The organism is Desulfobacula phenolica (assembly GCF_900105645.1).
Taxonomy (GTDB): Bacteria; Desulfobacterota; Desulfobacteria; order Desulfobacterales; family Desulfobacteraceae; genus Desulfobacula; species Desulfobacula toluolica.
Genome location: NZ_FNLL01000012.1, coordinates 15,714 through 29,826, shown reverse-complemented (window position 1 = coordinate 29,826; position 14,113 = coordinate 15,714). Strand labels below are relative to the sequence as shown.

At 43.1% G+C, this 14,113-nt stretch carries 12 protein-coding genes; 8 read left to right on the top strand and 4 right to left on the bottom strand.

Annotated features, from left to right (window positions below):
- Nucleotides 1–18: 18 nt before the first annotated feature.
- Nucleotides 19–1,833, bottom strand: a complete 1,815-nt coding sequence (locus BLT94_RS17665) for an acyl-CoA dehydrogenase (protein ID WP_092236997.1) — start codon at nucleotides 1,831–1,833, stop codon at nucleotides 19–21.
- A 157-nt stretch (nucleotides 1,834–1,990) separates the two neighbouring features.
- On the opposite strand from BLT94_RS17665, the gene BLT94_RS17660 reads away from it, so the two are divergent.
- The 5 genes from BLT94_RS17660 (at nucleotide 1,991) to BLT94_RS17640 (ending at nucleotide 9,240) form a co-directional block, all read left to right on the top strand.
- A complete protein-coding gene (locus BLT94_RS17660) occupies nucleotides 1,991–2,491 on the top strand; it encodes a DUF523 domain-containing protein (protein WP_092236994.1) in 501 nt (166 codons plus the stop codon).
- A gap of 89 nt (nucleotides 2,492–2,580) precedes the next feature.
- The gene (locus BLT94_RS17655; protein ID WP_092236992.1) at nucleotides 2,581–4,452 is read left to right on the top strand and encodes a hypothetical protein; all 1,872 of its coding nucleotides are present in this window, start codon (nucleotides 2,581–2,583) and stop codon (nucleotides 4,450–4,452) included.
- A gap of 32 nt (nucleotides 4,453–4,484) precedes the next feature.
- Nucleotides 4,485–5,987: a hypothetical protein gene (locus tag BLT94_RS17650; RefSeq protein ID WP_092236989.1), complete on the top strand. Its 1,503-nt coding sequence runs from the start codon at nucleotides 4,485–4,487 to the stop codon at nucleotides 5,985–5,987.
- Entirely contained in the window at nucleotides 5,977–7,728 is a 1,752-nt protein-coding gene (locus BLT94_RS17645) for a hypothetical protein (protein ID WP_092236986.1), read from the top strand. The genes BLT94_RS17650 and BLT94_RS17645 overlap by 11 nt, the downstream gene beginning before the upstream one ends.
- A 225-nt stretch (nucleotides 7,729–7,953) precedes the next feature.
- The gene (locus tag BLT94_RS17640; protein WP_092236981.1) at nucleotides 7,954–9,240 is read left to right on the top strand and encodes an Hsp70 family protein; all 1,287 of its coding nucleotides are present in this window, start codon (nucleotides 7,954–7,956) and stop codon (nucleotides 9,238–9,240) included.
- Here the strand turns inward: BLT94_RS17640 and BLT94_RS17635 are convergent.
- Nucleotides 9,229–10,542, bottom strand: coding sequence for a bacteriohemerythrin (locus BLT94_RS17635; protein ID WP_092236978.1), 1,314 nt, complete (start codon nucleotides 10,540–10,542; stop codon nucleotides 9,229–9,231). The two genes, BLT94_RS17640 and BLT94_RS17635, sit on opposite strands and share 12 nt — an antisense overlap.
- A gap of 64 nt (nucleotides 10,543–10,606) precedes the next feature.
- A complete protein-coding gene (locus BLT94_RS17630; protein ID WP_175530401.1) occupies nucleotides 10,607–11,071 on the bottom strand; it encodes a ferritin family protein in 465 nt (154 codons plus the stop codon).
- A 474-nt stretch (nucleotides 11,072–11,545) separates the two neighbouring features.
- Between BLT94_RS17630 and BLT94_RS17625 the strand changes: the two genes are divergently transcribed.
- From BLT94_RS17625 to BLT94_RS17615, 3 genes are all read left to right on the top strand, one after another.
- Complete coding sequence (locus tag BLT94_RS17625; protein ID WP_092236972.1) at nucleotides 11,546–12,244, top strand: AzlC family ABC transporter permease; 699 nt, start codon at nucleotides 11,546–11,548, stop codon at nucleotides 12,242–12,244.
- A complete protein-coding gene (locus BLT94_RS17620) occupies nucleotides 12,237–12,545 on the top strand; it encodes an AzlD domain-containing protein (protein WP_014959396.1) in 309 nt (102 codons plus the stop codon). The genes BLT94_RS17625 and BLT94_RS17620 overlap by 8 nt, the downstream gene beginning before the upstream one ends.
- A gap of 122 nt (nucleotides 12,546–12,667) precedes the next feature.
- Nucleotides 12,668–13,144, top strand: a complete 477-nt coding sequence (locus tag BLT94_RS17615; RefSeq protein WP_092236969.1) for a YchJ family protein — start codon at nucleotides 12,668–12,670, stop codon at nucleotides 13,142–13,144.
- Nucleotides 13,145–13,148: 4 nt separating this feature from the next.
- Here BLT94_RS17615 and BLT94_RS17610 read toward each other — a convergent pair whose 3' ends face one another.
- Nucleotides 13,149–13,961: an alpha/beta fold hydrolase gene (locus BLT94_RS17610; protein ID WP_092236966.1), complete on the bottom strand. Its 813-nt coding sequence runs from the start codon at nucleotides 13,959–13,961 to the stop codon at nucleotides 13,149–13,151.
- Nucleotides 13,962–14,113: the final 152 nt, after the last annotated feature.

Sequence of the window (14,113 nt, the reverse complement as noted above, 5' to 3'; positions counted from 1 at the left end):
ACCATTGGCCCATGGCAGTTAACCGGGGAACATAGCATCGTCAATGTCTACGGCAGCACTGCTGGTGTTCATTAAGGCGTTGCATCTGCCAAGGGTGACGGGAAGCTGCGTCTCTATATAAAATTGAAGGGACTTGAGAATTCCTTCATAAAAAGATTTGTCTTTGTTTTTTGCTGTTTTAAGTTTTTTGGCTGCAATGCCGGCTCTCCAGAGCAGCATCCATGCCATGGCGACATCTCCGGTTGCATCCTGAAAAGGATGGGCATTGGCAAAGGCATTTAATATTTTTTCGGACATGGCTGTCTGGCCCATGTGAATGGCGACTTCTGCAAGCTTGTTCATGGCTTCTTCCACTTTGATTGCCTGTTTTTCAAGTTCGGGCAGGGCTTTGGCTGCAAAAACGGCTTTGTGCATTTCACCGAACAGATCCATGATGGGTTTGCCTTTATTCAAGCCCAGCTTTCTTCCCAAAAGATCCATGGCCTGGATACCGTTGGTGCCTTCATAAATCAGTGTGATCCTGCAATCCCTCAAAAGCTGGGCCATGGGATATTCTTCGATAAAGCCGTATCCGCCATACACCTGCATGCCCTGGCTGCAGACCTCAAAAGCCCGGTCGGTTACATAGCCTTTGATAATGGGTGTCAACACATCGACAAATCCCTTGTATTTATCCTGTTCTTCCGGGGTGGGGGCATAAAGTGCCATGTCAGAGCAATACTGGGTAAAATAAAGAAGTGATCTCATGCCTTCCACATTTGTCTTCATCATCATCAGCTGCCGTCTGACATCCGGATGTTGCATGATACAAACGGATTTGGCTTTCGGGTTCATAAGCTCAAGAAGGTTTTTGCCCTGGATTCGGTTCCTTGCATAATCAAGGGCATACATATAGGCTGCCGTAGCGCATCCAAACCCCTGGAATCCCACAAGGCATCTTGCTTCGTTCATCATCAGGAACATGGCTTTCATTCCCTTGTTTTTTTCGCCAAGTAGTGTGCCCACGCAATTGCCTTTGGAGCCAAGGGAAAGGGAGCAGGTGCTGTTGCCGTGGATGCCCAGTTTATGTTCAATTCCAGTGCAGATCACATCGTTGAATTCACCTGGCGTACCGTCTTTGTTTACACGGTATTTGGGCACAAGGAACAATGAAACCCCCTTTGTTCCGTCTGGTGAGCCTTCTATTCTTGCAAGAACCGGATGGATGATGTTTTCCGCAAGGTCATGGTCTCCACCGGAAATGAATATTTTTTCACCTGTGATGGAAAATGTGCCGTCATCATTTTTAACAGCTTTGGTGGTTAAGGCACCAACATCAGACCCTGCACCTGATTCGGTCAGAAGCATGGTGCCGGTCCATTTGCCGGTGAACAGGTTCTTAAGATAGGTGTCCTTTTGTTCCTGTGTGCCGAATTTTTCCACCAGGTGGCCGGCTCCCTGGGTCAGTCCGGGATACATCATAAAAGGAAAATTTGCGCCGTTGAAATATTCGGCTGCAACAGAAGCAATTGTTCTGGGCATTCCCTGGCCGCCCCACTCGGGATCTTCGGTCAAGGCAAGCCATTCTCCTTCATTAAATATTTTATACAGCCGTTTAAAGCATTCCGGTGTGGTCACCTTGCCCTTTTCAAGTTTGCACCCCTGCTCGTCTCCCTCTTTGTTTGCCGGCAACAACTCTTTGACTGCAAAATTTTTTGCTTCTGAAATAACAAGATCTATGGTTTTTTTATTAAAAGCAGCAAAATTTTCATGAAGCCGGGAAAGATTTTCTGCTTCAAGCTGTTCATAAATAACAAATTCAATATCCCTTCGATCGGAAATAACCTGTGTCATTTTAGATATCCTCCTGATATTTATATTTCAAAATTTGAGTGAGTGTAAATGCCTGTTGCCGGATAATGAATGTATGCTCATTGATATGATGAGTATAATATTTTTAACCTGTCAATGATTATTTTACAATTTCACAAGAATTATATATGGTTTTGACATGAAAAAAATATTAATCAGTGCCTGTCTTGCAGGAGAACGGGCCAGATATGATGGTAAACAGGTGCCGGTAACAGATTCCGTGTTGATCAAATGGAGTCAACAAGGAGTGCTGGTTAGGGTCTGTCCTGAAGTTTCAGGGGGATTGAAAATCCCGAGGCTTCCGGCTCAGATCGTTAATGGAAACGGTATGGATGTGCTGAACAAAAGGGCGAAGGTGGTTGATATTGAAGGGCATGATGTAACTCTTCCCTTTGTCAGGGGGGCGCAATATGCACTCGCTCTTGTGAAAAAATATAAAATTGAAATTGCCGTATTAAAGGAAAAAAGTCCTTCTTGTGGCTCGCATCATATTTATGACGGCAGGTTTGTTGCCAATCTTATCCCCGGCTTTGGGGTTACGGCCGCTATTTTGAAACAAAACGGAATCCAGGTTTTTTCAGAAAATGAACTGGACCGGGTAAAATTCCTGATAGAAGGAAAAAACAAAATAAACCATTGAAAATACAGACTGTTCTATGATATATTTCTCCTTTTATTTATGCTCACCAGAATCCCCTGACAAAGGGGGGATAAGAGGAGAATAATTGTATGGGGCGTTTTGATGAGTTTGAACTCACCATTAAAAAAATTCGTGATTTTCCATTAACCTACGAGACATTCATACCAAGGGAATGCAGTTTTTTTCAAGACGTTAGGCGTTATCAAAGTGTCACTTCCAATCTTGGTATCCGGGTTATTAATGTCGACGGCATCATAACCCTGGAACCCGATATGTACTATGTTCCAATGGCAAAGCTGACATCAGCCGAAAAAAAAGAGTTTATCGACTACCTCAAGATCAGGGTGACCCGTGGTGATAATATCGGTTCTTCCTGGGCTTTTTTTCGGTCCAAGGATAAAAAAAAAGGTGTTATGGCCTATGGTGCCAACATTGTATACAGAGATTCTGAAATTGGCCAGGACAGGGCCAGAAAACTGTTGACCGCTCTTCAGGGAAGTAAAGTCAGGAACAACAGCCTGAAACGGCTGGTATCTGCCCTGGCTGTGCTGTGTCTCGTATCGGCATTCTTTTTTGGCATCTATCGATATATGTACATGGGAAAAGGGTTCCCGTTTAAAAATTTAACATCTCCATTGAACTCATCTGAAATGTCTTTTTATAAATCTGTTTTTCCTCAGGTATACAAATGGAAGACGGATGAGAGGCCTTTTACCAAAAAAATAGCCGACGACTTGCTGCGGCCCGAATATGTCACGGACCTTTTGGCATCAATGGACAAGGATTTTTACCAAGAGGAGGATGACAAAAACAACAGCCGGGGTTACAGGTTTGCCCTGTTTGTATATTTTAATTACAACACTGATGTTGCAAAGGCTATGGAACGTTATCGAACTAAACTGGAAGACACCGAGTTCTTGCGCCTTGCCGGTATCTATTCGTGTAAACAGTCGGGATATTCCAGTAATATTTTTTACTTTAAGGTCGGGGATCTTGATATAAAGCATACTGAGATTTCAAATTTTTTGACAAAAAACATGATCAACTACCGGGATTACACCAAGTTGCGTGATGCCAATGAATTTTCCGAACTGTTGCAGACGGACGGCATTAATTACAAGATGAAAGGCTTTCTTGAGGATGTGTACACGTTTACTCCTCTGAGAATCCAGCAGCCCCTTAACAAGATTGATTGGTATCTTCTGACCCGGGAGGACAGTGCAGGCGACCTTGATTTTGCAGCATTTTTTAAACGGGACAAAGCCACTCTTGTGCCGAGGCGCATAGGGGATCTTTTGTTGAAAAACCAAAAACCCAAACGGGTTTCCTGGTTCGGCATTAATCAATCCCAGGCCGAAAATCTCAGGCTGTCGAACAGCTCCCTGATATATTTCACAAAGACAATGGGCCAGACCCTGAAACTGGAAGTACTCAAAGACAGGATCGCCAAGCTTGGCCTTAAACAGACAAAGGGTCTTTTGCCCGTTACCGTACACAGGGAACTGCTCATGGGAGATTCCAAGGGCAAATACGGCATCCAGTGCTATGATCCCGTCACAAGCCTGGTGCTGTCCAATTTGATCACCAAATCTTCATTTGAACGTGATAGCAAGGTTTTGTTAAAACGCGACCCCATCCAGGTGAACACCACCCTGGTACAACTTTCCAAGGATGATAGTTTTTCCACCCAGTCCATCAACATTACTCCGGGCAAAACCGGTATTATAAAGCTGTTTGAACCGTTGGAAAGTTTTAAGGGCAAGTTCAAAGACGGTCGGTCTGCAACATTTGAAAAAACCACGGCCAATCTTTTTAATCCGTTTTCATTTATGGTGTTCAAAGACAGTATTACTTTCAGCTTTAAGCACGACATCACGAACATGGAACTTGATCTGGGGGGCAACCGTTTGAAAATTATCAAATCCGATGACGGAAACCACCAGATCCTTCAGATCAATTAAGGGACAAAGAACCAAGGAGTATAAACCCTGACATGAATGCCAATCAAGATCGTCTGATGCAATTGCATCGGAATATTGAATCCATAGCAGACAAACTCGCCACAGTACCTAAAATTCATCAAGACCGTGCCGGAGAGGTGATTGACCTTTGCCGGAACTGCCTTAAAAACGTGCCTTCGGTTGATACACCGGTCTATATCCACATCACGGGCACTGATAAATCGTTTAAGACAAGCTATTTGCTGGACCTTTTCGACAATGATGAACTCAGGAAACTTTTTTCCGTTAAAATGCGTACCACTTCGGAAAATACAGCCGTGCCATGCCTGGTGGAACCTTCTTCAGGTGTGGACACGGTCTTGATCAGCCAGGTGTCCATCTCCACGGGCCGGATCATGCGAAACGATTTGACTCAAAACCAGTTTAACCGGCTCTATGACCTGTCATCCGGCGCTGTGCCGGATGACTACTTGCTCCGGGTGCAGGTTCCTGATCATGCAACGCCCATGACGCTTCCGGTTATTGAGTATCCCGGCATCAAAGAGGGAGCCGATGCCATGGAGAGACAAAAAGAGCTTCATCGGCTGTTTCAGGAAAACATGATGGCCACTCTGGTAAAATATCCGGGTATTTTAGTGGCTTGTTTTCAGCATAAAATAGCCATTCCGCCGGGCCACCCCCTGGATGCCATCCTGAAAAAATACGGAAAGGTTCTCAAGACCAATGTTTCTTATCACAAACTTCCCCTGGTACTCTCCTTGCAAGGCGAAAGCGCCATTGCAAGCTATTGCGGCAACACCAATGTGGTGCAGGATATCCAAAGTGATTTCCAGAGTTACAATGCGTTTGATACGCTGATTCAGCTGATCAACCCTTGTAATAAGGATTATCCTGTCAATTTTGTCCCTCCCGGTCCTCATGTGGATGAGTGGGTGACAAATATGTCCAGATACCGGAACATAGAAGAGATAAAAGAGCAGGTGCTGTTTGACGGCGGCGTTTCCTGGTCCAGGCAGATACTCAAAGAGTTGTGTGCCACATCCTATGTCAGGGAAGCGTTGGACAATTTGTTTTTAAAACCCTGGATAATGGAAGCTGATGTCCTTTATTCCAAAGCCATGGACTGCTACCATGACATCATGAATTATGATGAAGTTGCTCAAATTAAGGAAAGGATACGCCAGGCCATTCTCAATGAATCCTACCAGCCTCTTAGGCAGTTTTTTGAAGCTGAGCTGGGCTATGCCCATGAGGGTATTATTGCCAACCATCAGGAGTTCTGGGTTACCATTTTTTCCCAGTACCTGGAACAATTTTTAAGGGAAGCGGATCGCAGTAAAACCATTGCAAAGGTCATGTGGAATACCCTGTTTAAACGTCTGGACCCTGAAAAAAAGGGGTTTCTTGGAACCAGGGAAGAAGATCTTCCCTATATTATAATGAACATGGCCGAACTTTATGTCCCCAATGCATTGCTCAGGGGGGATTATACCACTATGGAAAGAGATCCGGAGGACACAACCCATGCTGTTTGATTTTTTTAAACGAAAAAAACCATCTGTTGACGAGTTTAATCTCGAGCTGAAAGATGATGACAAATTATATTACGAAACCATTGCAGGCAGGACCCCCAGAGATCCCCATAACCAGGAGGATTATATTCTGTTTGTGGACTTTGGCTCCTACCGGACATCGGTACTGTGCTGGCCGTGCAGCTTTGGCCGGGACAAAATCACAGATTCATGGCAATATGTGATTAATTGCAAAGACGGTGACCAGGGAGGTTTCCCGTCGGCATTCATCAATCCGCCGTCCGGTGATGAGCGGGATTTTGCCTTTGTCTCCAATATGGAGGGAGAGCGTGTCAGTTCAAGCCAGATCGTGAAAAGTGCCAAATATGTGTTTGCCAGCAAGTTTGCCGCCTATAAGGGGAATGTCCCTCAATTTAAGCTCTATATAAAGAAGGTCTTGGAAGAGAGCTTTAAATACATCACCGAACCCAAAGAAGGAAGACCCTGGAACGGACCTGCCATCCCCATTATAACGGAGATAAGGGTCACGGTGCCTGATTTGTTCATTGAAAATCTCAGGACCGGATACCGGGAAAATATTTTTTCCGTGTGCATGGACCTTGCCAATCACAACAAATGGGGCCAGTTGTTTCCTTCCAACCTGAGGCATCTTAGAAAAACTTTTGTTAATATATCAGCAGATGAAAACGGTGCCTGTGAGTTGTATTTTCTTAATTTGCTTAAACTGATGCCTTTTTGGGAGCTTTCAAACCACAAAGACAGGATACCGGATCTCAAGGAGGTTGGTTTTCTTTTTTCCCACAACCGGCTCGGTAACCAGGAGAAAAAACTTTTGAATTTTGTGGTTTGCCACATTGATATCGGGGGTTTGACCACAGATGCCAGTGTTCTTCTGATAAACTCCTATCAGGATTCTGATCTTGGCATCACCACGGCCCTGAAGCGAAAAGAGTCATTTTCGGAAAAAAAGGCGGGCGAATATTTTGCCGAGGCCTATGCACAAACCAGGCTTCCTGATGAGGAATTGCATTGGTGGGAATCCGAAAGGTTTATAAACAAAGAGTTTTCACGCTTCCTGGAACTTTTGTTCGGCAAGCAGGCAGGCCTGCTCGCGGAGTGGCGAAAAGAAAAAGATCTGGACGGCATCTATTTTCTTATCTCCGGCAGGCCTACCAAGGCAAAGCTTTTGAGAAAAGCCATCCAGCGGCACATCCTCAAGGAGTTCAACAAACACGAACTGATTTTGCTTCCTGAACACTGCATGTTCATGGCTGATTATTATCATGTGGGTAAAAATCAGGAAGGCGAGCGGTATGCCAAGAAAATCGATCATTTTGAAAAGCTGATAACGCTTTTGGGCAATGTTTACACCCTGTATGACGGATATGAAATTGATTTTGAAGATCATAAATACTATATTTCCCTGGATGTTGACACCAGGTGTACCAAACAGATGGAAGTGCTTCCGGGCAAACACTATAACATGGAAGAGTTTGAAAACTACCAGAAAGCAGCCCTGCGGAACAATGTCAATCACCTTGCCTTTACCCGGATTCCTGCTGGGGAAAACAGTACCCGGTTTCTCACGGTAAAAAAGATTGCCAGGCAAACCGCCTATCCCATCATAAAGGTGGCGGAGACCAATGACGGCGATGATCAGGCATGGATCATGCCCTCCCTTGTCATTACCAACCTTGATCAAAACGAGCAGGCCTTTGATCTTGCCTGGGCCTCCAACGGTTAAATATCATATCCGTTATTGACCGGCATTAATGTGAATGTTTAAAGCGGGCTTTTTATGGAAAAGAAAAGCCCGTTTTTATATGACTTGTCCAAAGCCTGACGCCTTAATTTTAAAATATGGAATGGTGCTTTACAATCACTTGATTCTCGTGTATGTTACGTCGCTTTGAATCAGGGGTTATGCCTTGACAACATACATTAATATTTACCGGGGGTAAGATTTATTATGTCAGCCGTATTTGGAATTGATTTTGGAACATCCAATTCAGCATTGTCCGTTCATATGGACGGTCAGGTAAGGTTGTTGGATGTGGACAGGGAGAATCCCATCTCCAATTCTCTCAAATCCATTCTGTATTTTTTAAAAGAGGATGGTCTGACAGAGTCATATGTCGGGTATGAAGGGGTTAAAAAATATATTGAAAATGAGGCTGACGGCAGGTATATGCAGTCGATCAAAACCTTTCTTCCTGATACGGGATTTGAAAAAACATCCATTTACGGAAAACGCTATACTCTTGAAGAATTGATTTGTATCTTTTTCAAGGTCATGAAGCAGCGGGGACAGGAACTCATCAACCAGGAGGTGTCTGAACTGGTGTTGGGGCGTCCGGTTATTTTTTCCGAGGACAAAGTCCGGGACAAGGTTGCCCAGGAGCGACTGGTCACGGCAGCTGAACTTGCCGGGTTCAAGAATATTTGTTTTCAGCTGGAACCCATTGCCGCAGCCCTGGCATATGAAAATAGCCTTGAAGCCGGAAAAGAACAGATCGTGTTGGTGGGAGACTTTGGGGCAGGCAGTTCTGATTTTACCATTCATAAGGCCGGAAAAAAGGCGGGTACAAAAATTCAGCGAGAGCAGGATATTCTTTCCGTGGGAGGTGTTTATATCGGAGGGGATGTGTTTGACTCCCAGATCATGAGAGAAAAGGTTGCAGATTATTACGGAAAGAACGTACAGGTCAAATCCATCTGGAGTGATAATTTTTTTGGGCTTTCTCCAATTGTGATCCGAAAGCTGATGCAATGGCATCTTATTCCACAGCTTCGTTTGCCCAAAACATTGGATAATATTAAAGAACTTAAAGTCAGTGCAAAATTTGCAGACAAAAAACTGCTGGGAAATCTGGAAAACCTGATTCACGCCAACTACGGATATCTGCTGTTCCAATCCATTGAAAAGGCAAAGTGCGAATTGTCCGATAAGGAAGGCTCCCGTGTCTATTTTAACGATTATGATATCTGTATTGACGAACTTTTGTCCCGGGATGAATTTGAGAGCATGATCATCGAAAAAGTTTCAGCCGTCAATGCCTGTATTGATTCAACCCTTAAAGAGGCAAATTTATCTTCCTCCGATATTGACGTGGTTTTTTTAACCGGCGGATCTTCTTATATTCCCATGATCCGGGGATTGTTTGAAAAACGGGTGGGAAAAGATAAAATCAGAAGCGCGGATGCCTTTACCAGCGTTGCTTACGGCCTGGGCCTGCATGGGGGCTTAATGGGGTGATGCTTTTTTTCTCTTGATGTATCGCCCGAGGTGTTTGTCTGTTTTCAGAATGTGATTTGCAAGCCAGTCAACCAATAGAACCTGGAGGCGGAAAAGAATAAAATTGCGATTGCTGTTATCCAGAATACGAATTTCTTGTTTGAACCTGATAAATTGTTGTATGAATTTTTGGTGCTGCTCTCTTTGAAAATGAATAAAAGGGTATTCATAGTTTCTCATCAGGTTTTCTTCATAACGGAAATGGGTGATAATGTATTCATCCAGAAAAGATATGACCTTATCAATTTTATGGTTTTTTTCCCCTTTAAATATGCTCATCATCAGTTCATTTGATAATTGAAACAAGTCCTGGTGATGCTCATCTATTTTGGGCACACCGAACTGAAAATCATTTGTCCATTCTACAAAAGAACTCAGTTCGCCCGTGCTTTCATGGGCACCTGTTCGTTGGAAAGCATCACACCTTTCCAGATACAGTCGGGCAGGTTTATCATCCGGATTTAGCTTGAGACATTTACACAAAAGAGATTTGGCATCGGTAATATTTTTATAATGATAATGGGCCAAAGCCTCTTCAAAAATTTTGAGCGTTGCCTTTTTTCCTTCTCGCACAGAATCGGAATCCATATCAAACACTTCATATACAGTCTGTGGCCGGATTTTTCCTTTGACCATAACGCGATCTAAAAAACGGATGGAAAATTTTTTTGGATTCTTAAGGCTGTAAAAGGTCTGTTCACTGATCAATAAGCTTACGCCATACGTTTTGGTCATGGATTCCATGCGGGCGGCAAGGTTTACAGAGTCTCCGATGACCGTGCCTTCCATACGCTGTTTGCCGCCAATGGTTCCTAAAATAAGCAATCCGGTATTCAGGCCGATGCCGATGTTAATCGACTGATCCCCTGCTTTTTGGCGGGTTTTGTTATACTCATTCAGAGTCGCCAGCATGGCATTGGAGCAAGCGATTGCTTCATCCGCACTTGTTGGAAAGAGAGCCATAATGGCATCACCTATGTATTTGTCGATAATTCCATGGTGTTCAGATATGACAGGCTCCATACAGCTGAGATAGGAGTTGATGAAACTAAAGTTTTGACTGGGGGTTAATTCTTCTGAAAGGGATGTAAAATCACGGATATCAGTGAACAAAACAGTCATGTTTTTTTCAATTTGGTCACCAAGATATATGTTTGTGATGTCTTTTTTCCCTAAGAAATTCAAAAATTCATGTGGCACAAAACGCTCATAGGCCTGTATCAGGTTTTGCAATTTGCTGTTTTCATCGTTCCGCAGGGTCATCTGGTCATCCTGAATTTGTTTTTTGTTGCGGCCGCTTTATCTGCCATGGGCGTTAGTGAGTTTATTACGACATCACTTGTTTGTAATAGGCTTCAATTTTGGCAAGGTGTTTTTTGGTTTCTCTTTCCAGTAATTTCATGGTGGCTTTTGCTTTTTCAGTGAGTCCGTTAAATTGGGAGAAGACTTTTTTTTCGATGAGCGATCGTTCAATATCAGCTGTTTTAATCAAAGCTGTCTTGTCGTCTATTTCGCCTGATTTAGCTGTTTGAATCATGTCTTGGATACCCTTGGTAACCATGTTTATTGAAACGAGCGTGATTTTTCCTTCATCAAAATGTACAAGATTTTTTTCCCCGGCACCATAAAGTTGTTCAAGCCATTTTGCATGGAGCTGTTCTTCTTTGGCAAGGGTCTCCCAGAAATTTTTGTGTGCCGGCAATTTGTTGTAAAATATTGTGTATAGACGGGATAAAAGTTTTTCTTGTTTGATTAAGAGCGTGATTATATCTTTTTGATTTAGTTCTATCATAATATCCTCATTATTAAGTAAGACCAAAGAAGGAACAGGGTATTTTCCTGATTTCTTTTTAGCCATTATGATTTTTGCAAGAGGCTCCGGTTGCTTGCCGTTGCAACTCCATCCGACTTATTACTTTGAGGCAATTTCTGATGCCTGAAAAATAATATTTTTTTCTGCTTGTTATCTATATCGGGAGATATGGGAAAAATCAATTATGGAAACCAATTGGTATTGAAAATTGTTGGAAACAGGGCGATGAATAATTGTCAAAGACATATAAAGACTTGATATCTTGATTGAATTTTAGTAGTTGCCACAATAGTTTTTGATAAAAATTTGAGGTGGATGGTCGGGATGTGATGAGCTATTCCCAAATGTTGAGGGAAGTTCTGGTCTTTCACACGAATTTGTTTACAACAAAGGGTTTAAACTCCTCTTTGGCTTGCAGAAAGTTTTTCATATGAAACAAGGATGATAAAGGTCATGACAAAAGACGTACGGAATGCATTCAAATCCGGAATTCCTATTTTTATCGGCTATGTTCCGGCTGCCATTGCATTTGGAATATTGGCAAAGGGCTGCGATATTACGCTTCTGGAGTGTTTTTTGTTTTCCGCTGTCGTGTTTGCGGGTGCCAGTCAGTTTATTGCGCTGAATTTGTTGATGACGGGGATGGGGCCTGGCGGCATTATTTTAACGACCTTGCTGGTCAATTTCAGGCATTTTCTGATGAGTGCCTATTTGTCCACGAGAATCGGCAGGATTGCCAAAAGATATCTGTTTTTGATGGCCTTTGGCGTGACAGATGAGGTGTTTTCGGTTTTGTCGTTTACAACGGGCCATCTTTCCAAAACCTATGTTTTTGTCTTGCAATTGTCAGCTTATTCCGGCTGGGTCAGCGGTACTGTGGCCGGTTATATCCTGGGTGGATTTTTGCCGCAAATTTTAACCAGAAGCATGGGGGTCGCGCTTTATGCACTGCTGCTGGCCATCTTGCTGCCTGAAATGAAAAGATCGGTTAAAGCCGTTATACTGACCATTGCATCAGGGCTTCTCAATACTCTTCTCATTAAACTGGATCTCCTGCCAAACGGCTGGAGTATCATTGTATGCATTCTGGTCATTGCCTGGGCAGGATCATTTTTTATCACAAAACAGACCGGGGAAAAAGTCTATGAATAATCTGATTCCGCTTATCTTTGGGATGGCAGCCGTCACATATGGTCCGAGACTGATGCCGTTTTTGCTGTTAACCAATAAAAAGATTCCCAAAAGGGTGGATGCTTTTTTAAAATGCATTCCAGTTGCAGCCATTGGTGCTTTGATTATTCCGGGCGTATTCAGTGCCACACCGGATGTTCCCATGGCTGCGATTTCAGGTATCGCCTTTACCCTGATTTTCGGGCTGTGGAAAGGGGGGATCATTATACCTGTTCTGGGATCGGTGATTGTAACATATGTTGTTTTGCTTTGTGCAGGGTAGGGCAGGCGTTATGGAACAAGGAGTTATGGAACTGAACCATCTGGCTTGGAGTAAAAAAAGTTTGGAACAAAAAAAGTTTTGTAACAGGTGCATTGCCCGGATTGTTTAAAAGGACAGGATAAATGATTGAAAATACCACACTTTGTTGTTGCGGAAGCCGAAAAACCCATGAACTGTGCTGTCATCCTTTTTTGTCCGGCAGATTAAAACCAAACACTCCGGAACAATTGATGCGGTCCAGGTATTCGGCTTTTTGCCTGAACGATATGGATTATCTGATGTCCACTCATCATTTTTCAACACAAGATTCCAATGACAGGGAGATGTTGCTGAAAATGTTCCAAAAAACCCAATGGCTGGGTTTAAAGATTTTGAAAACAGATATGGACCCGGGCTGTCGGGAAATCGGATATGTCGAGTTTGCAGCGTTTTATAAAACCAATGAACCAGGGCAAATACATGAGAAATCCAGATTTGTCCGTGAAAACGGCCAATGGTATTATATTGACGGTATCCTGCTTGAGCCGTTGAAATTCAAGCGCAATGAACCCTGCTGGTGCAAAAGCGGCAAAAAATATAAAAAATGCCATGGAAAATAATATCTTATCCAAACACAGGGGAAAGCTCCGGCAGTGTTAAAAATTGTTCTATGATACTGTTGACGGTTTTAAAATCTGTAACAGGGGACATATGCCCGCCCGGAACAGAATAAAGAAAAGGCTCCGGAAGGGTTTTTGCCAGTATTCGAAAGAGTCGGACGGCTGATAATGGGCTTTTCTCCCCTTTGATCAGGCAGACCGGAATATTAATATTTGAGTAGTCCTCAAGGGTTAATGATTCATTAATCAGGGCTTGAAAATCAAGCACTACCTTGTCAATATAGTTGATTAATGCGTCTTTGTTCACGGGTTTCAGCTTTTCAAAGGTTCCTTTTCCAGACCAGTAATCAATAAACAATTGGGTGGCTGATTTTTTGTTTTTCTCTTTCAGGGCACGGGCCAATTGATCAATAATGCTTGTTATTTCAATGCAGGCTGGTTCATCAGTGCGCAGCAGGTGGAATGGAACGGGTTCAAAAAGGGTAAGAGAGGCGACTCTGTGAGGCAGTTCTGCCGCCATCTTTAATGCGATAGCTCCCCCGTAAGAGTGGGCAACAAGCTGAAATGGCTCGGTATTGCCGATCTCTTTTTCTATGATCCCGGATACAAGACAAATTTCATCATCCGTTGAAAACGTCTGGTGATTCAAAGGAAGATCATTATCGCCATAACCTGAAAGATCAATGGAAATGAGTTGAAATTTTGGTGCCATCAATGAGATTAACGGTTTCCACTGGTTTTTTGAACTCATTGAGCTGTGAAGCAGTACAATGACAGGCCCGTTGCCACAAACCGTGTATCCGCGTGTTGAATTCAATCGTTTTTCTCCTGAAGATTTATTTTTCTAAATATCTAAATATTATCCTTATCATATGAAAGTCTTCAAAAATTCAAACATTGACTTTCATCTTTTGTTGTGGACAAATTTGAGCGAAAGAGCAAATCTGCCAGTGGCAGTTGTATCAGAAT

Excerpts from the sequence above, each read along its gene's own strand:
- BLT94_RS17660 (WP_092236994.1), top strand. The coding sequence starts at position 1,991 with ATGAAAAAAATATTAATCAGTGCCTGTCTTGCAGGAGAACGGGCCAGA.
- BLT94_RS17640 (WP_092236981.1), top strand. The coding sequence starts at position 7,954 with ATGTCAGCCGTATTTGGAATTGATTTTGGAACATCCAATTCAGCATTG.
- BLT94_RS17655 (WP_092236992.1), top strand. The coding sequence starts at position 2,581 with ATGGGGCGTTTTGATGAGTTTGAACTCACCATTAAAAAAATTCGTGAT.
- BLT94_RS17635 (WP_092236978.1), bottom strand. The coding sequence starts at position 10,542 with ATGACCCTGCGGAACGATGAAAACAGCAAATTGCAAAACCTGATACAG.
- BLT94_RS17650 (WP_092236989.1), top strand. The coding sequence starts at position 4,485 with ATGAATGCCAATCAAGATCGTCTGATGCAATTGCATCGGAATATTGAA.
- BLT94_RS17630 (WP_175530401.1), bottom strand. The coding sequence starts at position 11,071 with ATGATAGAACTAAATCAAAAAGATATAATCACGCTCTTAATCAAACAA.
- BLT94_RS17625 (WP_092236972.1), top strand. The coding sequence starts at position 11,546 with ATGACAAAAGACGTACGGAATGCATTCAAATCCGGAATTCCTATTTTT.
- BLT94_RS17620 (WP_014959396.1), top strand. The coding sequence starts at position 12,237 with ATGAATAATCTGATTCCGCTTATCTTTGGGATGGCAGCCGTCACATAT.
- BLT94_RS17645 (WP_092236986.1), top strand. The coding sequence starts at position 5,977 with ATGCTGTTTGATTTTTTTAAACGAAAAAAACCATCTGTTGACGAGTTT.
- BLT94_RS17665 (WP_092236997.1), bottom strand. The coding sequence starts at position 1,833 with ATGACACAGGTTATTTCCGATCGAAGGGATATTGAATTTGTTATTTAT.
- BLT94_RS17615 (WP_092236969.1), top strand. The coding sequence starts at position 12,668 with ATGATTGAAAATACCACACTTTGTTGTTGCGGAAGCCGAAAAACCCAT.